Here is a 19,847-nt window from a genome sequence, read left to right on the forward strand (position 1 = left end):
ATGCAGGTCATCGATACGCTCATTTAGCTCCGCAAATCGCGGGGTCAAACTCGTATCCGCAAATCAATTCGACCTGTTTCTGGGTCGATGGCTGGTGTTCTTACTTTTACTTGAAGGACGGTCGATAGGCTTTCACCCCACAGTTGAAGCCTTGTCGACAGAGCTCCGATGCTTTTTGTGGTCGTTTCTACGGCAGTCCTAAAAGGACGTGAACTCTCACAAAGACGTTTGAACTCAGTGACAATGATTGCGGGGTTTTCTTGCGCTTTTTGCCGTATCCCTATGTCACGGAAATAGTAGACCATCACATCGAATACTGCACGATTAAAACGGCGCTCGAAATCTTTTCCGTTCCACTTCCTGAAAGCGTCTTCGGCGAATATTTCCCAAGTGGTTTGAATCGCGGTTTCAAGTTCAGTGCTCTGTGCGCGCACTAGGCCCTCCATTGCGGCCCAGTTCTTGTTGAGCTTTAGGCTGGTCTCATCAAGGAACAACTTGAGATTGCCTGTGTAGTCTTGTAAATAGTTAACGAGGCCGAAATATCGAATAGTTAATTCGACATCACGCATTCGAAAATCGGGCAGTTGTTTCGAGTTGAATAGTCCCATGACAGCGGCACTTTGGGTTGTGAAGTCAGTGGCAAATTCTGTAAATTGGCCAGGGCTTACCACTTGCCGTAACTCTTGAGGAGAAAGAGGAAGGCTGCCACTATTCAGTCGAAGAAAAACTAAATATAGGTATTCCTCGGATGGCCAGTTTCTGAGAACAACCGTGCGAATTGTCTGATTTTCAAAAAATCGCAGATCATCATTTAGTGTCTGATCCTCGGTTGCATCGACAAGCGAAATGTCATTCAAATCTGGGCGCAGTGCAAGCCCGCTTAGTCGAAGTTGTTTGAATTCGGGGTCTTGAGAAGTGGCGCTGAACTGGCGCAAGGTGAGTAGTCGTTGCTTGCCATCCAAGACGATGTACGCCCCCTTTTTTTCTTTACTTTCGGCAAGAACAATTTGGGGTACTGGTAGCCCTAAGAATAGGGATTCAATAAATTCACTCTTCCTCTTTGAAGTCCACGCGTCTCGGCGTTGAAAACTTGGGTCGAGTTTGATGTTTCGTTTTTTTAGTTGAGAAATAAGTGTTTCAACTGTCCAGTCCGTAGACGTGACAACAGCGTCATAGTTCTTTCCGGCGAGTAATGCGCTGGCATCCTCTTGCGAAAGAGTGTCTTCGTCTTGATAGTCTTCGTCATCGAATGACGCTTGCTGATGTGCTGCTTTCACTTTTTCCCTTTAGTTCGTACTACTTCCCCCAACTATCCTTCAACCCCACCGCCAAGTTAAACACCGGCTTGGACCCCGTCACATGGTCCACCCGATCCGCCACAAAGTACCCATGCCGCTCAAACTGAAACTTTTGATCAGGTAGCGCATTGGCCAGCGATGGCTCAACAATCGCAGTCACCACCTTCAAGCTGTTCGGGTTCAGGCTCTCGATGAAATCCTTGCCACCCGCATCGGGTTGCGCGTCCAAGAACAGCCGGTCGTACATGCGCACTTCGGCGTTGACGCCGTTGGCCACGCCCACCCAGGTGATGGCGGCTTTCACCTTCACGGTTTCGCTGCCGGGGGTGCCGCTCTTGGTGTCGGGCACTAGACTGGCCAGCACGTCGGTGATGACGCCGTCGATGTCTTTGATGCAGCCGGTGCATTCGATGACATAGCCGCCCTTCAGGCGCACCTTGTTGCCGGGGAACAGGCGCTTGTAGCCCTTGGGTGGCACTTCTTCAAAATCTTCCCGGTCAATCCACACCTCTTTGCCGATGGTGAAGTGGCGTGGGGGTGGGGGCGTCACGCCCTCGGGTGGATGGGGCAGGGTGGGCTGGGTGCAGGGCTCCAGGTGGCCAGCGCCCATCACCTCGTCCCAGTTGGTCAGCGTTAGCTTGACCGGGTTCAACACGGCAAAGCCGCGGTGGGCTTTGGCTTCCAGGTCTTCGCGCAGGCAGCCTTCCAGCGTGCTGTAGTCGATCCAACTGTCGCTCTTGGTCACGCCAATGCGTTCGGCAAACATTTGCAGGCTTGCAGGTGTGTAGCCACGGCGGCGCAGGCCGACTATTGTTGGCATGCGGGGGTCGTCCCAACCGTTGACCTTGTGGTCGTACACCAGTTGCGCCAGCTTGCGTTTGCTGGTGATGACATAGGTGAGGTTGAGCCGTGCAAATTCATACTGGCGCGGGGGCGGGCTGGCCAGCAGGCCACCCTCGGTCAGGCGCTCCAGCAGCCAGTCATAAAACGGGCGTTGGTCTTCAAACTCCAGTGTGCACAGGCTGTGAGTGATCTGCTCCAGCGCGTCTTCAATAGGGTGCGCGTAGGTGTACATGGGGTAGATGCACCAGGTGTCGCCGGTGTTGTGGTGGGTGGCGCGGCGTATGCGGTAGATGGCCGGGTCGCGCATGTTGATGTTGGGGCTGGCCATGTCGATCTTGGCGCGCAGCACCATCGATCCATCCTCATGCCTGCCGTCGCGCATCTCGCGGAAGATGCGTAGGTTTTCTTCGGGCGTGCGGGTGCGGAACGGGCTGTCGGTGCCGGGCTTGCCGAAGTCGCCGCGGTTGATGCGCATCTGCTCCACGGTTTGCTCGTCCACGTAAGCAAAGCCTGCAGTGATCAGGTACTCGGCGGCCTGGTACATAAAGCCAAAGTAATCGCTGGCCTGGTAGGGCTCGGCGGTGGCGCTGCCGTTCCAGTCAAAGCCCAGCCATTTGATGGCGTCGCGGATGGAGTTGACGTATTCAACGTCTTCCTTCTCGGGGTTGGTGTCGTCAAAGCGCAGGTGGCAGACGCCGTCGTAATCGCGCGCCAGGCCGAAGTTGATGCAGATGCTCTTGGCGTGGCCTACGTGCAGGTAGCCGTTGGGCTCGGGCGGAAAGCGGGTGCGGATTTTGGCAGGGTCGGGCTGGCCTGCCGCGTGGTGGGCGGCGTCCCCTGGGCTGCCAGCCCAGCGGCGCTGGGCGTAGGTGCCGTTGTCCAGATCGTTCTGGATGATCTGGCGCAGAAAATTGCTGGGTTTGGCGACGTCGTTGCCGCCAGGAGTGGCCGTGGTGGTGCTGGGCGTAGGTGTGGGAATGCTCATCCGCCCAATTTTAGGCGTGCTGAACCTTCAAGTCGGCCCAAATGGGCGTAAGTTCGGTCTTTTCTGGCTCGCTTAGGCTTTCTGCCAACAGCATGCATTCGCGTTGCAGCTCAAACACGCGCAAACGCAGTTCGGCCCAGGCCAGGTCCATCTCAAAATGGTCTTGTGGCGTCAGTTGGTCCGGGGCCAGGCCCCACACGCCTAAGGCGTTCCAGGCCATGCGCAATCTGGCCAGGCGCTCTTCGGCCAGCAGCACAATGGCCGAGCGCGTTTTGCTGCCGTTGGGCGATTGCAGGGCTTGGGTGGTCCGCTGGGCTTTTTCCAGTGTGGCGTTGATGTGCTGCAGGGCATCGGCTGGCACGCGAATGTTGGTGGGTATCTTCTCTTTTGCGTCCCGCGCCATGTTGAACACCACGCTGCTGAAGCGTGAAGGAAATTCGCCAGGAACCACCCTTAGCGCGAAGCTGGCGCGAAATAGTGGCGCTGTAGGCGACTGCGACAGGCCCATGGTGGTCTCCACCGCAGCCAGCAGCATGCCCAGGGGCGAGATGTCTTCGCCGTGCAGGCGGGCGGGGTAGCCCGCTCCATTGGAGCGCTCGTGGTGTTCGCCCACGGCGCGGCACAGCGTTGCGGGGTAGTCGGTAGTGGCGTCCAGCAGCAGTTGGGCGATACGGGGGTGCACCATCATGTGCTGGTGGCCGGTCAGGTCCAGCGCCTCTTGTCCGTCCAGGTATTGGGGTTGGATATAGGCTTCGCCAATGTCATGCAGCAGGCCGCCCAACATGGCTAAGCGCATATCTACGGGCAGGCTCTGGGCTTGTGCCATACCACCGGCCAGTGCCATGGCTTGCACCGCATGCTCTACGGCACCGGGGCGGGTGGCCAGGGCCGTGGTCAGCAGCAGCTGGGCCACCGAGTGCAGTGGGATCTGCTTGAGCTGCTTCTCCAGGATCGTGCCCCATGGGCGCAGGGCATGGGCCATGCTGTGGTCGCTGTCCAGAAATTTTTTGAGCTGTTCCATCAGGTAGAAGGGCGTGACGCCGTCTTCGGCCATCAGGCAAGCTTCTATGGGGTTGAGCAGCTTGCGCTCCAGCAGGCGCTGTTGCAGCGCGGCGGATACAGGCAGGCCCTTGGCCCACAGCTTCAGTCCACGCACATCCACGATGTCTTGCGAGGCAACGATGGAGTAAGTCTTGCTTGCCCTCAGGATGGCGTCCAGAAAGTCCGGGTGGGCTTGTGAGTCGCCCGGTGCAAAGTTGACAGCTTGCATGTGTATTCGACCTTCTAAACAGCCGCTTCGGGGCCAGCAAATGTGTAAACAGTTGTAATCCGCTATGGAGAGTTTCGTCCGCCTCTTGCGGTTTTTAAAGGCCGTCTGGCGTGGCAGCGACACCGCCCATCCGGTATGGCTAAAAAAAAAGGGCGCACCCATGGGGGTGCGCCCTTCAGCTTTAGGCAACCGGGGTTGCCTGCGCTGAGCTGTTATTAGCGGATAACGGCCAACTCGGTCAGCTTGCCACCCTTGATGGTCTTCAGTGTCAACGCGCCGTTCTTGATGTCGCCCTTTTCATCAAATGTGATGGGGCCGGTCACGCCTTGGAAGTCTTTGGTAGCAGCCAAGATAGGCAGGTACTTGACTGGGTCAGCAGAACCGGCCTTGACCATGGCAGCAACCATCACGTTCACAGCGTCATACACGTAGGGTGCGTACACTTGAACTTCGGTACCGAACTTGGCTTTGAAAGAAGCCTTGAACTTGTCCATGCCAGCCTTGCCTGCACCTTCAACACCACCGGCTTCCGCGCAATAGACTTGGTTGTCAGCAATAGCGTCGCCGCCCAGCTTGACCAGCTCTGTGGAGCAGATGCCATCGCCGCCCATGAACTTGGCGTTGATGCCCAAGGATTTCATCTGGCGCAGCATCGGGCCGGCAACAGCGTCCATACCGCCGAAGAACACGACGTCAGCCTTCTTGCCCTTGATGGTGGTCAGGATGGAGTTGAAGTCGGTAGCTTTGTCGGTTGTAAATTCGGTGGCAACCACGCTGCCGCCAGCGGCTTCAACAGCCTTCTTGAATTCTTGCGCCACGCCTTGGCCGTAAGCGGTACGGTCATCGATAACGGCGATAGCCTTGCCCTTGAGGGTGTTGACAGCGTACTTGCCCAGTGTGCCGCCCAGTTGTGTGTCGTCAGCAACCATACGGAAGGCTGTCTTGAAACCTTGGCGTGTGTACTTGGGGTTGGTAGCGGAAGGAGATACTTGGGGAATGCCAGCGTCGCTGTAAATGCGCGATGCAGGGATGGTGGTGCCGGAATTCAAGTGACCGACCACGCCAGCAACCTTGGCGTCAGCCAGCTTTTGGGCAACTGCAGTACCTTGCTTTGGATCAGCAGCGTCATCTTCAGTCATCAGCTTCAGAGTGACTTTCTTGCCACCGATGGTGACGCCCTTAGCATTGAGTTCTTCAACGGCCATCTTGGCACCGTTTTCATTGTCCTTGCCCAAGTGGGCAATGGCACCGCTGGTTGGGCCAACGTGAGCGATAGTCACAACTTCTTGCGCCATTGCAACGCCGGAAGCCAGTGCAACAACGGCAGCGGCAACGATATTCAACTTCGACAGCATAAATTCTCCAGTAGTAAGAGTGTGAACACACAGAGTGTCACTTCCTACACGATAGCGCATCTGAATCACCCGACGCTTAGGGATGCTACCAATATTGCGTATTTATTGAAATGGCTAATGAGGTATTAGCAATACTTCTGCGATGTGCCTTCGCTCGTGCACAGCTTTCGTGCGGGCTGCGCACAGCGCGGTTGCATTTGTGACCGGAGTCGCACATTAGTTGGGCGCACTCACCGTACTGGGGCGCGGGCGCCAGGGGCGCCATCGCACTCAGACGAGCAGTGTGGCGGCGAATGCGTTGACCGCATCCACATCGGTCGGCAGCAGGGTGTAGGGCAGCGCTTCGCGGTCCATCAGCTCCAGCATGGCGCGGTCTATGGCGCGCGCCTGGTCTTCATCCTGGAAGCGGCCGGTGTGTATGTATTTGCGGTCACCACGGGCCACAACGATGTTGACGTTGTTGCACTGCTTGTACCACTCCAGTATGTGGGTGCGCGTCTTGGCAATATCGCAGATGTTGTCCAGGTAGTTCTCGTTGTAGTACAGCACCTGGGGGAGTGAGCATTCGGTGATCAGAAACTGCACCTGGCCGTCCAGCAGGCTCAGCATCTGGTACTGGCGCTGTGCGATGAAGTATTGGTTTTTCAACACCTCGAAGTTTTGCTGCCACACCAGCGATTTGGCAAAGTCGGGTATCACCTCTACCGTCTTCTCGCGCAGTTTCAGGTACAGCACGATGGCCGACGTGATGACGGATTTCTCGCACCCAGGGCCGCCTATGACATTGATCACCTGCGTGGGGTAGAGCCGCATTTTGCTCTCGGGCAGGTGGTTGGCAACAGAGGTGTATTGGATCGTCATGGTTGTCATCGTAGCCGCGTTACATAGCCTTGAACAGGTGTGCGTACAGCCGGCTGACTACGAACTTTTCTTTCAACCCCTGCAGTGTGAGGAATGTCTTGCCGGCTTCGTCGCGCGTGACCCCTTCTATGGCCAGCGCCCGCACGATGGTGCCGCGGTGGATCTGCCAAAACACATTCGTGTCGATCTGCTCCTGCAGTTCCTTGAGTGGCGTGCGTATCAGGTACTCGCGCTCGGCGGTCAGTACGCGGACGTATTTGTCCGCGGCCTCGAAGCACAGCACATCGGCCACCGGCACCATGCGTATGGCATTGCCGACGCTGGCTTGTATAACCGTCAAGAGGGTGGGCGCGGCGGTGGACGCCAGGACAGCGGTCGGGGCCGCAGGGCTGGCCAGCAGACCGCGCAGCTGGCTTAGTGTTGCTTCGAAATCGATAGCGCCTCGCCCAGGTTTGGCGAGGGCTAGCTGCAGTTTTTCTATAGTCTTCAGCAGCCGGGGGGCTTGTACGGGCTTCAGCAGGTAGTCCACCGCCTGGGCTTCAAAAGCCTGCACCGCGTACTGGTCGTAGGCGGTCACAAACACCAGCTGCGGGAAGGGTCGTGTGTCGGGGCCGGTGGTGATCGGCCACTGCTCGGCAAGCTCGGTCGCGGCTTCCAGGCCGCTGAGGCCGGGCATGCGGATGTCAAAGAACAGCACATCGGGTTGCAGGGCCAGGGCCTGGCGCACGGCGCTGGCGCCGTCTCCGACTGTTGCGACCACCTTCAGCGCGGGCCAGGCGCGGGCCAGTTCGGCTTGCAGGGCCTGGGCCAACAGGTGTTCGTCTTCGGCGATCAGGGCGGTGGGGGTTGTCGTCATCGGCGTCAGGGTCAGGCTTGGGAAGGTGTGGCCAGCGGCAGGTGCAGCAGTGTCGTAGCGCCCTGGCCGGGGGCGGAGGTTTGCTCTACACGGCCCTTGCTTTCGTAGGCTGCAGCCAGGCGCTCGCGCACCTGGGCCAGGCCAAAGCCGGTGAACGCTGATGCGCTGGCGTCAAAGCCGACACCGGTGTCGCTGACCTCCAAGCTAAGCATATTGCCGGCACGCCGGGCTCGGACGGTAATGGTGCCGCCTTCCACCTTGGGCTCCAGGCCGTGTTTGATGCTGTTTTCCACCAGCGGTTGCAGCAGCAGCGTGGGCACACTCTGTTCGGCCAGCTCGGCGGGCAAGTCCAGTTCGTAGTGCAAGCGTGGGCCCATGCGCACGGCCATCAGCTCCAGGTAGTCGCGCAGGCGTTCGAACTCAAGGCTCAACGCGTGATTGCTCGCGCGCGATGCGCTGAGCGTGGCCCGCAGGTAGGCCACCATGCGGTCCAGCATGTCTTGGGCACGTTGCGGGTCTAGCGCGATCAGCACGCGCAGATTGGCCAGCGTGTTGAACAGCATGTGGGGTTCCAGCTGGGTCTCTAGCAGCTTAAGTCGTGACTCGGTTGCCAGCCGGTCGGACTCTACGATCTTCTTCTCCAGGTACGCGCTCTTACCCTTGCTGTGAAAGTAGTAGGTAATGATGATGCCGATAATGGCTGCAAGTACACCTGACAACACCAACTGTTTGTGCGATGACGAGGCCCATGTAGACCGGCCGAACCACCAGTCGCCCAAGGTAGTCCCGATGGTGAATCCAAGTGCGATGGCGATCAACGGAAACACCTTGCCCCATATTCCATCGGGCCACTGCGTGTCGGAATTGGGTGCTATGAAGTGGCGTCCAAAGTCGACCAAAGCCCAAGTGCAAATACCGATAGCCAGCGAATAGACGAGCGGTCCTTCGTACGAGCGGTAGGGCTGAAATGCATATTGGATAGCGGCAATGCCCAGGCAAAAAGCCAGCGTTTGCAGCAAGTTCTGCAGCTTCTCGATCCAATCGATCTTCATGGTGTGTTCTGCTGGTCTTGTTCGCGCTGCAAACGGGCGCGCTCTTTTTGCACCATGCGTTCTCTCAGACCACCGCCTGCCCCCAGCAGCCAGACCGACGCGCCGTGCAGTGCCAGGCCCAAGCCCCAGGCCAGGAAGGGCTTGATGGACCAGGGCCGGTCACCAAAGCCGTACCGCGACATCGAGAAAACGAACAGGTTGACGATGACGAACACCGTGGCGTGGAAGAACCAGCCCAGCTTGGCGCAAGCACGCTTGCGGGCCAGGCGGTCTATTTCCTCGGGGCTGAGGGGCGTATGGGTGGGCGGTACGTCAGCCATGGAAGGGTTGTCCCGAGAAAACGTGGCGGGCCATCAGTGGCGATATGCGGTAGCGGTCTTCACCATAGCTGGTGCCCAGGTTCGCCAGTACAGTGCGGATCGCGGGCAAGCCCACGCTGTCGGCCCAAGCCAGCGGGCCCTTGGGGTAGTTGACGCCCAGCCGCATGGCTGCATCAGCGGCTTCGGGGGAGCATACGCCCTGGTTGACGGCGTCAGCGGCCTCATTGGCCAGCATGGCGACGGTGCGCATCAGCGCCAAGCCCGGCATATCGGCCAGACGAGAGACTTGAAAACCGGCGGCTTGCAGCAAGCCTATGCCTGCGTCTGCCGCTCCATCGGCACACTGCGCGGCACTGGTCAGCGCCAGCCGGGTGGCCGTGCGGTAGTCCAGCGCCAAGTCCACCAGCACGACGTTGGCAAAGTTGGTGTCGGCCGCGCGTTGAGTAGCCGTGCGGCCATCGGTGACATAGAGCACGGCGCCGTTCACCTGGGCAATGCGGCCGTCAACGGATGGGGTGGTGTCGAACTGGATGGCAGCCTTGGTCAGGCGCTCGGCCAGCGCCTGCGCTGCGGCGGACTCGCCGCACAGCGTGATTCCGGTAGGCACAGCGCGCGGGCCTTGCGTTTGCGGTACGGGCTTGGCAGCGCCTTCCCGGTAGTCAAAGAATCCCCGGCCGCTTTTCTTGCCCAGAAAGCCCGCGTCGAGCAATTCCTTTTGCACCAGCGAGGGCAGAAAGCGCGGGTCGTTGTAGAAGGCGTTCCACACCGAGCAGGTGACCGCGTAATTGACGTCATGGCCGATCATGTCCATCAGCTCAAACGGCCCCATGCGAAAGCCACCGGCTTCGCGCATGACGGCGTCGAGGGTGGCGCAGTCGGCCGCGCCTTCGGTCAACAGGCGCAGCGCCTCGCCATAGTAGGGGCGGGCCACGCGGTTGACGATGAAGCCGGGCGTGGACTTGGCATACACCGCGGTCTTGCCCCAGGCCGTGGCGGTGGCAGACAAAGTGGTGGCCACGTCGGGGTCCGTGGCCAGGCCGGAGACGATTTCCACCAGCGCCATCACCGGCGCGGGGTTGAAGAAGTGCAGCCCGGCCAGGCGCTGGGGGCGCTTCAGCGCGGCGCCTATGGCGGTGACAGAGATGCTGGAAGTGTTGGTGCCGAAGATGCAGTCATCGCCAACGATGGCTTCCAGTTCGGCATACAGGCCTTGCTTGGCCTGCAGGTTTTCGACAATGGCTTCGATAACGAGGCCGGCGCCTGCCAGATCCGACAGCTGCTGCACCGCGACCAGGTTGGCGCTGGCTTGGGCCGCGCGCTCGGGGCTCAGCTTGCCTTTGTCGGCCAGCTTGGTGATCTGGGCGCGGATGCCGCTGATGGCTGCATCCGCGGCCCCGGGTCGGTTGTCCAGCAACTGCACTTGGTGGCCGGCCACCGCGGCCACTTGCGCAATGCCGGCTCCCATGGCACCCGCTCCGACGACGGCGATGGTGGATGAGAGAGGCAGGGCTGCGGTCACGGTGGTCGTCCTTATTCCTGGTGTTGGGGCGACGCAATGGTAATGGGTATCAGCCGAGTAGTCAGGCCAGCACAGTCTTCTGGGCGTCTGCGTTGGATTGCACCACCGCGATGCGCCACAGCTTGGCGGCACGGGCCAGAAAGATGCCACTGAACGCACCGTACAGGGCACCAACGGCCAGCGCAAAGCCGCTGTTGTGTGCCAGGGCGGGCTGCATCCCCATGCTGGCGCCCACGGCGTACTTGGTGAAGAAGATGCCCATGAACAGGGCCAGTGGCACCGCACTGCCAGGCATTTGGAAGCGGCGGCTGGCCACGTCGTACTGGATGCGCGGCGAGCTGCCCATCTGGAAGTTGATGGCGAACGCCACAGCAGCGCCAGCCAGCCAGGTCAGCAAAGCCTGGGGTGTGTCGCCAAATGCGGATGTGACGCCGTACAGCGACAGGCCGGTCATGGCCAGCGACAAGATGGTGATGCGGTTCAGGCCGACGCTGCGGGGCAGCATTTGCTTGACGCCCAGCCAGACCAAAGCGGCGAACAGGACAAAAACGAATTTGGGTGTGTTGGTCAAGATTTGCAGGAACATGGCGTTTCTCCTAAAGGGTTGGTGTTGCGATGGCTGGACTTTGCCAGCGCACAACCTAGAGGAGAACCGCCTTGCGACGGTATCGCGCCTGCACACCGCGAAATGGCGGCGTCGCGGCGCGAAATGCAGCGATCAGTACCTGACCAGGCTGCGGTAGACCAGCTTGGTATTGCCTTCTGCCGGTACCGACACCTTCCACACGGCGGTATTGCTGGAGCCCTTGGTGTGCGGCTGGCTGCTGGACAGCACCTGCCAGTCGCCGGGCATGGGTTCCTGTACGGTGACGACCACGGGCTCTTTTTTGGCGTTCTTCAGCACAATCTCATACGCGCTTTCGAACACATAGTTGTACTTGCCGGTGCCGCTGAGCTTCTTGAAATCGGTCTGCTTCTTGTCGGCGGTCACGTCAAAGGCATCACCCAGCTTCAGGCGCACGGTTTCGTTCTTGGGCGTGTGGTCTACCTTGTCTTCACCAATGAACTGGGCGTTACCAGCCTTGTCCTTTTTGTAGACGCGAATGATCCCCTTGGGCAGCGGCATGCCCAGCTGCGCGGCTTCCTTGTTGTCGAACTCGACAAACACGCCGACCTTGATCTTCTGGCCCAGGTCGCCGGCACTGCTCTGGTAGTAGTAGTCACTGCCCCTGAGCAGCAGTTCCTTGCGCGCCGGTACGCCGGAGGCTGACAGCAGCGATACCTGCTTGGTCTGGTTCTCGGCAATGGTGGTGGGGCGGGTCAGTGTGTACAGGTGGTATTCGAAGAGGGATTCTTCGACCATGTCATTTCTGGCCTTGGCCATGGGAGCCGCAGGTGCCGCCATGGCGAGCATGCGCCCACGCATCTCCGGCGCAACCTGGTTTACGTCGCCCGCCACCAACTGCAGCTTGGCATTACGGTAGGTGGCGCCACTGGTATTGGTTAGTGTGACCCAGCCGGATATGTCGAGCTTGTCCTCGGCCGGGTTGAGTTCGACTACGTAATCCGCCTTCCAGGCCAGGCCGCCGGTCAGGTAGCTCAGCTCCAGGTCTTGTTGCTGCGCGCCGGTGTTGTCCAGCGCCATAACCAGCGTGGGGCGGTCCCGCAGGTTGGCTGGCACGTCGCCGTAGATGATGCGGCCAGGGATGCCCGTCTCGATACGGTTGCCAATCCTCATCACCACGCCTTCGTTGGCCGACAGCACCTGGGCCTGCTCGGTAGTCTCTTGGCCGGTGGCCGTGTTGGTCCGGATGACGCTGACGCTGCGGCCCACGTACTTTTCCAGCAGCTTTTGCGGGGTGAGTAGGTCAAAGTCAAAGTTTTGCTCCAGCACCGACACGCTGCCGGGCGACGTGGTGCTGCGAAGCAGCGCAGTCTCGGGCCGCATGCGGGCGCTGACATCGCGAAACGCCAGGTTGGAGGCACCGCGCTTGAGCTGCAGCTTGCGCTGGTCCTTTACCAGGGCCAGGTTTTCGTTGTAGATGGTGACAGCCACTTCCTGCTGATCGGCCAGCGTGCTGCGCTGTTCTTCCACCTGGGCATGGGCAAGGCTGATGCCGCCGGCTATCAGGGTCAGCGTGAACAAAGAGTTGCGAAAGGGTCTGTGCATAAGGGTCTCGGGCAATGTGGGTAGGGGAGAATAGCGGGTTGACTGTAGCCCAAGCCCAGTTGTGGCGCTAATGGCTGCTGTAACTGCTATCAATATATGAGCTGCTTACGCGCGCTGCGCGGGGGCTGCAGCGATTTTTTACTTAAGGAGTAGGTGTTGGACATTGCATTGCTGATCAAGGCCGCCATCATGGGCATTGTGGAGGGGTTTACCGAATTTTTGCCCATTTCGAGCACCGGCCATCTGATTTTGGCGGGTGAGCTGTTGAATTTTCTGGACCATGACAAGCGCCAGGTGTTTGAAATCTCGATCCAGACCGGCGCGATCTTCGCGGTGATTTTGGTCTACTGGCAGAAGATTCGCAGCACGCTGGCCGATCTGCCCACGCAAGCCCAGGCGCAGAAGTTTGCGCTCAATGTGTTTGTCGGCTTCTTGCCCGCCGTGGTGCTGGGCCTGCTGTTTGGCAAGGTCATCAAGGCGCATTTGTTTACGCCGGTGGTAGTGGCCACCACCTTTATTGTGGGTGGGTTCATCATTTTGTGGGCCGAGAAGCGCCAGGCGGCGGGCGGAACGGCCGTGCGCGTGCTGGAGGCAGACGACATGGACTGGAAAGACGCGCTCAAGGTAGGCCTGGTGCAGTGCCTGGCCATGGTGCCGGGCACCAGCCGCAGCGGTGCCACGATCATTGGCGGCATGCTGTTGGGCCTGTCGCGCAAAGCGGCTACCGACTTTTCCTTCTACCTGGCCATTCCCACGCTAGTGGGCGCGGGCGTGTACAGCCTGTACAAGGAACGCGCGCTGCTCAGCATGGCCGATGTTCCGCTGTTTGCCGTGGGGCTGGTGGTGTCGTTCCTGAGCGCCTGGGTGTGTGTGCGCTGGCTGCTGCGTTTCATCGCCACCCACAGCTTTGTGGGCTTTGCTTACTACCGCATCGCCTTTGGCATTGTGGTGCTGCTCACCGCCTGGACCGGCGTGGTGCACTGGGCGGCTTAGCCTATTTCGGGCTTTTAGGCCCCCATATTGCGCAGGGCTGCCTCGATAGCGGCTGCGGTGGCAGCGGGTTTTTCCATCGGGAACAGGTGGGTGCCGTCCAGCATCGTGATGCGGCCTTTGGTGACTTTCTCGGTAATCGCCATGCCCACCTGCTTCATCTCGTGCGATGCAAGTCCGCCGATGAAGGCGACCGGGCATTTGACCGGGTGGCGGGTCAACAGGCGCTCCAGGTTGTCGGGCAGCGTGTTGTAGAACTGGGTTTCCACATCGCGGTCAAAGCTTAGTACGCGCTTGCCGTCGTGGGCCAGTGTGCCGTGGGTCACGTAGTCCATCAGCACCGCATCGTCCCACTTGGCAAAGGCCTTCTTGTGGCGAAAGTGCTCGTAGGCCGCGTCCACCGTCGGCCAGGTGTTGCGCCGCTTCTGGCTGACCGCGCCGGGAGATAGCGAGCCGAACATCTGCGTGGTCTTCATCACGCCCAGCGCCGTGGAACGCCAGCCACCGACGATCGGTGAGTCCACCAGCACCACACCGCGGGCCAGCCCGGGCTTGCGGGCCGCGGCCATCAAACTCAGAAACCCGCCCAGCGAATGGCCGACCAGCCACGCCGGTTCACCAGTTTTGACCGTGACGTCCTCTGCAAAATCCAGCAACTGTTGCACCACGTTGGGCCAGTTGTTGCTGACGGGGTAGCGCGGGTCGTGGCCATACTTTTCAATGGCCTTGACGGCAAAGCCGCGCGAACGCAAGTCCTTGAACAAGACCTTGTAGGTGCTGGCCCCAAAGCTGTTGGCGTGCGAAAAAATGATGGTCGACATGAATTGCGAAATGGCGAGCCGCAGGCTTAGATTAGTTTTTCTTGCGGTGTCGTGATCTTGCGCAGTGGCAGGCTGCGCATGGAGCCCACCAGTAGTGGCACATAGGTCTGGCCGCCGCTCCACATCGGGTCTTCTATGCTGTCAAACACCTCGCGCAGCTTCTGGCCCCAGCTGTCGTGCAGCATTTTGAAATACGGGTTGTTTTCGTCGATGCACACAATGCGGTCGGTCTGGAACTGGTCGGCCTCATAGACCACCATGTCCAGTGGCAAGCCCACCGACAGGTTGGATTTGAGCGTGGAGTCCATCGACACCAGAGCGCACTTGGCCGCCTCGTCCAGCGGCGTGTTGGGTGTGATGACACGGTCCAACACCGGCTTGCCGTACTTGGATTCCCCGACCTGGAAGTAGGGCGTCTCGGGCGTGGCTTCGATGAAGTTGCCAGCCGAATAAACCTGGAACAGGCGCATGCCCTCGCCATTGATCTGGCCGCCAAAGATCAGCGATACATTGAAATCCACACCGGCTTGCTGCAGCGACACGGCATCACGGTCGTAGACGCGGCGGATGGCGGCGCCCAGCACGCGGGTGGCGTCAAACATGCTCTTGGCGTTCCAGATAGTGATGCCCTCGTCACTGTCGTTGTCTTTAAGTTTCTCGACCTGCAAAATCTCTCTAATGGATTGCGAAATGCTGAGGTTGCCGGCCGACAGCAACACCATGAACCGGTCGCCAGGGCGCTCGTAGACGATCATCTTTCGGAAGGTACTGATCTGGTCCAGTCCGGCATTGGTGCGGGAGTCCGAGAGGAACACCAAGCCGGCATTGAGTTTGATGGCTACGCAATAGGTCATGGGATGGTCTGTGTCGCTTAGGGGAAATACTTAGAGTGTATCGATGGGCCCGCGCCGGACGAGAACTTTTGCGCTCCGCCAGCTTTTGTGCAATGCTTGCTAAAAGTAGCCCTTCCGTGTTTTCACCGAAAGCAAGTCATGAAAAATCTCAAGATATCCGTGCGGCTCTACATGCTGATTGCCGTCGTGTCGGCCATCATGCTGGTTCTGGGACTGTTTGGTTTGCGCGGGTTGGACCAAACCAACGCCGGGTTGAAAACCGTGTATGAAGACCGCACGGTTCCCATGGGCATGCTGGCGGATGTGCAGGCGCTACTGCTGGAAAATCGGCTCGCGTTGCTCAGCATGGTGGCTAATGCGACGCCGGAAGAACTGCAACGCGGCGTGGGCGAGCTGGAAAAAAATGTGTCCGAGATCGACCGATTGTGGAAGGATTACTCGGCGACCAAGGCGACTCCTGAGGAAGAAAAAGTCGCCAAACAGATGGCTGTGGACCTTGCCAAGTTTCGAGCGGAGGGCTTGGGTGTCACCGTCGCGGCTGTAAAGGCTGGGAACTACGACGAAGCCAAGAAGCTCAGCTTCGAGAAGGTGCGCCCGCTCTACGTACCCGTCCGCAAAGCAATTGCTGCCCTGAACGACCTACAGCTGGCCGAGGCCAAGCTAGAGTATGAGGCCGCGCAGTCCCGCTACGAAACGGCGCGCATCGTGTCTTGGGCGCTTGTTCTAGGCGGAGCTGCTTTCGCCGTATTGTTTGGTTGGGTTCTGGTACAGGGCATTTCGCGCGACTTGGCCCAGGCTATGCAGGCCACCAGCGCAGTGGAGCAGGGCGATCTGACCTTTCCCATACGCGTCGAAAGCAAGGACGAAATTGGCCAACTGCTGCACTCCTTGCTGGGCATGCAGACCGGGCTGGTCAAGGTGGTCACGAATGTGCGCAGTGGCTCGGAAGGTGTGGCTACTGCCAGCGCAGAGATTGCCCAGGGCAATAACGATCTGTCGGCCCGCACGGAGCAGCAGGCCAGCGCACTGGAGGAAACTGCGGCGTCCATGGAAGAGCTGTCGGCCACAGTCAAACAAAATGCAGATTCGGCACAGCAGGCCAACCAGTTGGCTTTGAATGCTTCGACCGTTGCCATTCGGGGTGGCGAGGTGGTGGGCAAAGTGGTGGAGACCATGAAGGGCATCAACGACGCCAGCCGCAAGATCAGCGACATCATCAGTGTGATCGACGGGATCGCGTTTCAAACCAATATTCTGGCGCTCAATGCTGCGGTGGAAGCGGCCCGTGCGGGCGAGCAGGGCCGTGGCTTCGCGGTGGTGGCGTCTGAGGTGCGCTCGCTGGCTGGCCGCTCTGCAGAGGCAGCCAAGGAAATCAAGATGCTGATCAACGCCAGTGTGGAACGGGTTGAACAGGGCACTACGCTGGTCGACCAGGCCGGTACCACGATGACCGAGGTGGTGAGTTCCATCAAACGTGTAACGGATTTGATGGGTGAAATCAGCGCCGCCAGCAACGAGCAGTCGGCGGGTGTTTCACAGGTGGGCGAGGCCGTAGTTCAGATGGACCAGGTGACCCAGCAAAATGCAGCGTTAGTGGAACAGATGGCCGCCGCAGCCAGCAGCCTGCAGAATCAGGCCGCTGATCTGGTGCAAGTGGTAGCCGTCTTCAAATTGGGCGCGGCCGACTCTGTAGGCTCGAGTGCAGTCCGCCGCACGTCGACCGCACCCAAGCCACTTCAAAAAGTCGCACCCGGTAGGACTACCCCTCCAAAGGCCGCACAGCGCACCATCCCCAAGCCCGGGGGGAGCAGCGCCAAGCCATTGGGGCTTTCGCAGAGCAAGGCCGCAGACAAGGGGAATGACGATTGGGAGTCGTTCTGATCAGGACGTCTGGCCCCCGCCCGCCAAGGCCTTCAACTGGTACAGCGCCTCCAGCGCCTCGCGCGGGCTCAATGCATCCGGATTGATGGCCGCAAGCCGCATATCGAGCGCTGAAGCCGCGATGGTTTCCGCAGCGGGCGGCGCGGCAAACAAATCTACCTGCGCCTGGGACTCGGTGGCTTGCAGTTCCAGCGCATCCAACGTGTGACGTGCCTGGTTCAGCACGGCAGCCGGCATGCCGGCCAGGCGGGCGACCTGGATACCGTAGCTTTTGCTGGCTGGGCCGCTCTGGATCTCGTGCAGGAACACGATGGCGCGGCCCGATTCGGTGGCGCTGACGTGCACGTTCAGCGCGCTGTGGTGCGTGGCTGGGAACTCGGTCAGCTCGAAATAATGCGTGGCAAACAGCGTGAAGGCCTGGGTCTTGTCGTGCAATTGCGTGGCAATTGCCGAAGCGAGCGCAAGACCGTCAAACGTCGACGTGCCGCGGCCAATTTCGTCCATCAAAACCAGTGAACACGGCGTGGCCGAATGCAGAATCTGTGCGGCCTCGGTCATCTCCAGCATGAAGGTGGACTGGCCGTTGGCCAAGTCATCGGCCGCACCGATACGGGTGTGGATGGCGTCAATCGGCCCCAGGCGGCAGGCGCTGGCCGGCACATAACTGCCGATGGAGGCCAGCAACACGATCAGCGCGACTTGGCGCATATAGGTGGACTTGCCGCCCATGTTCGGGCCGGTGATGATTTGCAGGCGCTGTTTGGGGCCCAGGCGGGTGTCGTTGGCGATGAAATTGCCGCTGCTCAACTCGGCCAGACGCGCTTGCACCACCGGATGGCGGCCTTGTGTGATGTCTATGCTCGGCTCCACTACAAACTGCGGGGCGCACCAGTCCAGCGTCAGCGAGCGTTCGGTCAGCGCGCACAGCGCGTCCAGCGCGGCCAAGGCGCGTGCCGTGCGGGTCAGCATAGGCACGTATGCCTGCAACTGGTCCAGCACCTGCTCAAACAGCCATTTTTCGCGCGCTAGCGCACGCTCCTGCGCGCTCAAGGCTTTGTCTTCAAAGGCTTTTAGCTCGGGGGTGATGAAACGCTCGGCGTTCTTCAGCGTCTGGCGGCGGCGGTAGTCGTCGGGCACCTTGTCGGCCTGGCCGGTCGTGACCTCGATGTAAAAGCCATGAACCTTGTTGAACTGCACGCGCAGGTTGGCAATGCCGGTGCGGGCGCGTTCACGGGTTTCCAGGTCCAGCAGAAAATCGTCGCAATTGGTCTGGATAGCGCGCAGCTCGTCCAGCTCGGCATCAAAACCGGTGGCAATGACGCCGCCATCGCGCACCAGCGCGGCGGGTTCTGCGGCAATGGCCTGCAGCAGCAGTGCGGCGCAGCCCACGGGAGTCTGCAGATCGTCAGAAATAGTAGCCAAATAGGCCTCTAGCCCTCGCAGGGAGCGCGTAAGCAGCTCCGTTTTTTGTAGCGTCACGACGAGGGCAACCAGCTCGCGGGGGCGCACCTGGCGCAGCGCAACGCGGGCGGTGATACGTTCCACATCGGCGCTGCCTTTGAGCTGCTGGCGCAGGCCCTGCCACAGCGCCAGCGAAGACGATTGCAGGGTGCCGCTGCGCAGCGTGGCGATGGCATCCAGCCGCTGCTGCGCCTGTGCACGGTCCCGGCGGGGTGCCAGCAGCCAGCTTTTGAGCATGCGGCTGCCCATGCCGGTCATGCAGGTGTCTAACAGCGAAAACAGCGTGGGAGAATCCTCGCCGCGCAGCGTCTGGGTCAGTTCCAGATTGCGCCGCGTGGAGGGCGGCAGGTCGATCAGCTCGCCATCGCGCTGCACCTGCACGGCACTGATGTGGGTCAGTGCGCGGCCCTGGGTGTGTTCGGCGTAACCCAGCAGTGCGGCGCAGGCGGCGTGTGCCAGCGGCAGGTCTTGTGCGTTCCAGCTGGCCAGGCTGGCGGCTTGCAGCGCGTCCAGTAGCTTGCGCTGGCCCAAGGCGGGGTCAAACTGCCATTCGGGCCGCGCCGTGGTGTAGAGCGCAGTGGTGCCGCCGGTGTGCATGCGCAGGCGCTTGAGCCGGTCTTCAAAGGCTTGGGTGGCGCCGGCGCTGTAGGCCAGCTCGCTGGGGCTGACGCGGGCCACCCACTCGGGAACGGCGTCGGGTGCGCATTCGGCCAGGTGCACCACGCCCTGGGTCACGCTGAGCCAGGCCAGGCCGCAGCGGTTGCGCGGGCCTTGGTGCACCGCCATCAGCACGGATTCGGATTTTTCGCTGAGCAGTTCGGCATCCACCAGCGTGCCGGGTGTGACCACGCGCACCACCTTGCGCTCCACCGGCCCCTTGCCGGTGACCTCGCCCACCTGTTCACAGATGGCAACCGACTCGCCGTGCCGTATCAGCTTGGCCAGGTAGCCTTCCATGGCGTGGAAGGGCACACCGGCCATGACCACCGGCTCCCCGGCGGACTGGCCGCGCTGGGTCAGCGTGATATCCAGCAGGCGGGCGGCCTTCTCGGCGTCGGCGTAAAACATCTCGTAAAAATCACCCATGCGGTAGAAGAGCAGGGTGTTGGGGTGGGCAGCCTTGAGTCCAAGGTACTGCTGCATCATCGGGGTGTGTTGCTTGTCGGCGTCGCTCATCGCAGGGAGTCTATCAACAGTAGCAGCCGAAGCGCCGCCGGGCCGCACCCAAGGCCCTTACGACCCCTGCAGGGGAGGGCAGGGAGCACGTCTCCCGCAACTATCACGATGTCCTTTCGCCGCAATCGGTGCTAC

The 19,847-nt window shown here is 60.4% G+C and carries 16 protein-coding genes; 2 read left to right on the forward strand and 14 right to left on the reverse strand.

What is annotated here, in order from left to right; translation table 11 throughout:
• Nucleotides 1–44 precede the first annotated feature (44 nt).
• The 11 genes from AC097P_RS10075 to AC097P_RS10125 all read right to left on the reverse strand — a co-directional run bounded on the left by AC097P_RS10075 (nucleotide 45) and on the right by AC097P_RS10125 (nucleotide 12,529).
• Nucleotides 45–1,277, reverse strand: coding sequence for a GmrSD restriction endonuclease domain-containing protein (locus tag AC097P_RS10075; protein WP_479610258.1), 1,233 nt, complete (start codon nucleotides 1,275–1,277; stop codon nucleotides 45–47).
• Between the two features lie 19 nt (nucleotides 1,278–1,296).
• Complete coding sequence (locus tag AC097P_RS10080) at nucleotides 1,297–3,126, reverse strand: glutamine--tRNA ligase/YqeY domain fusion protein (protein ID WP_479610259.1); 1,830 nt, start codon at nucleotides 3,124–3,126, stop codon at nucleotides 1,297–1,299.
• A 10-nt stretch (nucleotides 3,127–3,136) separates the two neighbouring features.
• On the reverse strand, nucleotides 3,137–4,396 hold the full coding sequence (locus tag AC097P_RS10085) for an HD-GYP domain-containing protein (RefSeq protein ID WP_479610260.1): 1,260 nt from the start codon (nucleotides 4,394–4,396) through the stop codon (nucleotides 3,137–3,139).
• A gap of 215 nt (nucleotides 4,397–4,611) precedes the next feature.
• Complete coding sequence (locus AC097P_RS10090; protein WP_479610261.1) at nucleotides 4,612–5,751, reverse strand: branched-chain amino acid ABC transporter substrate-binding protein; 1,140 nt, start codon at nucleotides 5,749–5,751, stop codon at nucleotides 4,612–4,614.
• 270 nt (nucleotides 5,752–6,021) lie between these two features.
• A complete protein-coding gene (locus tag AC097P_RS10095) occupies nucleotides 6,022–6,612 on the reverse strand; it encodes a hypothetical protein (RefSeq protein ID WP_479610262.1) in 591 nt (196 codons plus the stop codon).
• 19 nt (nucleotides 6,613–6,631) lie between these two features.
• Entirely contained in the window at nucleotides 6,632–7,468 is an 837-nt protein-coding gene (locus tag AC097P_RS10100; protein WP_479610263.1) for a LytR/AlgR family response regulator transcription factor, read from the reverse strand.
• A gap of 11 nt (nucleotides 7,469–7,479) precedes the next feature.
• Nucleotides 7,480–8,520, reverse strand: a complete 1,041-nt coding sequence (locus AC097P_RS10105) for a sensor histidine kinase (protein WP_479610264.1) — start codon at nucleotides 8,518–8,520, stop codon at nucleotides 7,480–7,482.
• Nucleotides 8,517–8,840 (reverse strand): 2TM domain-containing protein, encoded by a 324-nt coding sequence (locus AC097P_RS10110; RefSeq protein WP_479610265.1) that lies wholly within the window; start codon nucleotides 8,838–8,840, stop codon nucleotides 8,517–8,519. Before AC097P_RS10110 ends, AC097P_RS10105 begins: the two co-directional genes overlap by 4 nt.
• On the reverse strand, nucleotides 8,833–10,359 hold the full coding sequence (gene paaH / locus AC097P_RS10115) for a 3-hydroxyacyl-CoA dehydrogenase PaaH (RefSeq protein WP_479610266.1): 1,527 nt from the start codon (nucleotides 10,357–10,359) through the stop codon (nucleotides 8,833–8,835). The genes AC097P_RS10110 and paaH overlap by 8 nt, the downstream gene beginning before the upstream one ends.
• 61 nt (nucleotides 10,360–10,420) lie before the next feature.
• The gene (locus tag AC097P_RS10120) at nucleotides 10,421–10,945 is read right to left on the reverse strand and encodes a DUF6622 family protein (RefSeq protein ID WP_479610267.1); all 525 of its coding nucleotides are present in this window, start codon (nucleotides 10,943–10,945) and stop codon (nucleotides 10,421–10,423) included.
• A 132-nt stretch (nucleotides 10,946–11,077) separates the two neighbouring features.
• Nucleotides 11,078–12,529 carry a DUF4139 domain-containing protein gene (locus AC097P_RS10125; protein WP_479610268.1) on the reverse strand — a complete coding sequence of 484 codons (1,452 nt, stop codon included), beginning with the start codon at nucleotides 12,527–12,529 and terminating at the stop codon, nucleotides 11,078–11,080.
• A gap of 156 nt (nucleotides 12,530–12,685) precedes the next feature.
• Here AC097P_RS10125 and AC097P_RS10130 point away from each other — a divergent pair, with 156 nt between their 5' ends.
• A complete protein-coding gene (locus tag AC097P_RS10130) occupies nucleotides 12,686–13,522 on the forward strand; it encodes an undecaprenyl-diphosphate phosphatase (RefSeq protein ID WP_479610269.1) in 837 nt (278 codons plus the stop codon).
• A 14-nt stretch (nucleotides 13,523–13,536) separates the two neighbouring features.
• On the opposite strand, the gene AC097P_RS10135 is transcribed toward AC097P_RS10130, so the two are convergent.
• Together AC097P_RS10135 and AC097P_RS10140 are read right to left on the reverse strand one after the other, a co-directional pair.
• Nucleotides 13,537–14,340 carry an alpha/beta hydrolase gene (locus AC097P_RS10135; RefSeq protein ID WP_479610270.1) on the reverse strand — a complete coding sequence of 268 codons (804 nt, stop codon included), beginning with the start codon at nucleotides 14,338–14,340 and terminating at the stop codon, nucleotides 13,537–13,539.
• A gap of 26 nt (nucleotides 14,341–14,366) precedes the next feature.
• Nucleotides 14,367–15,194 (reverse strand): proteasome-type protease, encoded by an 828-nt coding sequence (locus AC097P_RS10140; RefSeq protein ID WP_479610271.1) that lies wholly within the window; start codon nucleotides 15,192–15,194, stop codon nucleotides 14,367–14,369.
• Between the two features lie 138 nt (nucleotides 15,195–15,332).
• Between AC097P_RS10140 and AC097P_RS10145 the strand changes: the two genes are divergently transcribed.
• The gene (locus AC097P_RS10145) at nucleotides 15,333–17,075 is read left to right on the forward strand and encodes a methyl-accepting chemotaxis protein (RefSeq protein ID WP_479610272.1); all 1,743 of its coding nucleotides are present in this window, start codon (nucleotides 15,333–15,335) and stop codon (nucleotides 17,073–17,075) included.
• Here AC097P_RS10145 and mutS read toward each other — a convergent pair whose 3' ends face one another.
• Nucleotides 17,076–19,712, reverse strand: a complete 2,637-nt coding sequence (gene mutS / locus AC097P_RS10150; RefSeq protein WP_479610273.1) for a DNA mismatch repair protein MutS — start codon at nucleotides 19,710–19,712, stop codon at nucleotides 17,076–17,078.
• Between the last annotated feature and the right edge of the window lie 135 nt (nucleotides 19,713–19,847).

It is taken from the genome of Rhodoferax sp. ZS1R8, assembly GCF_056521325.1.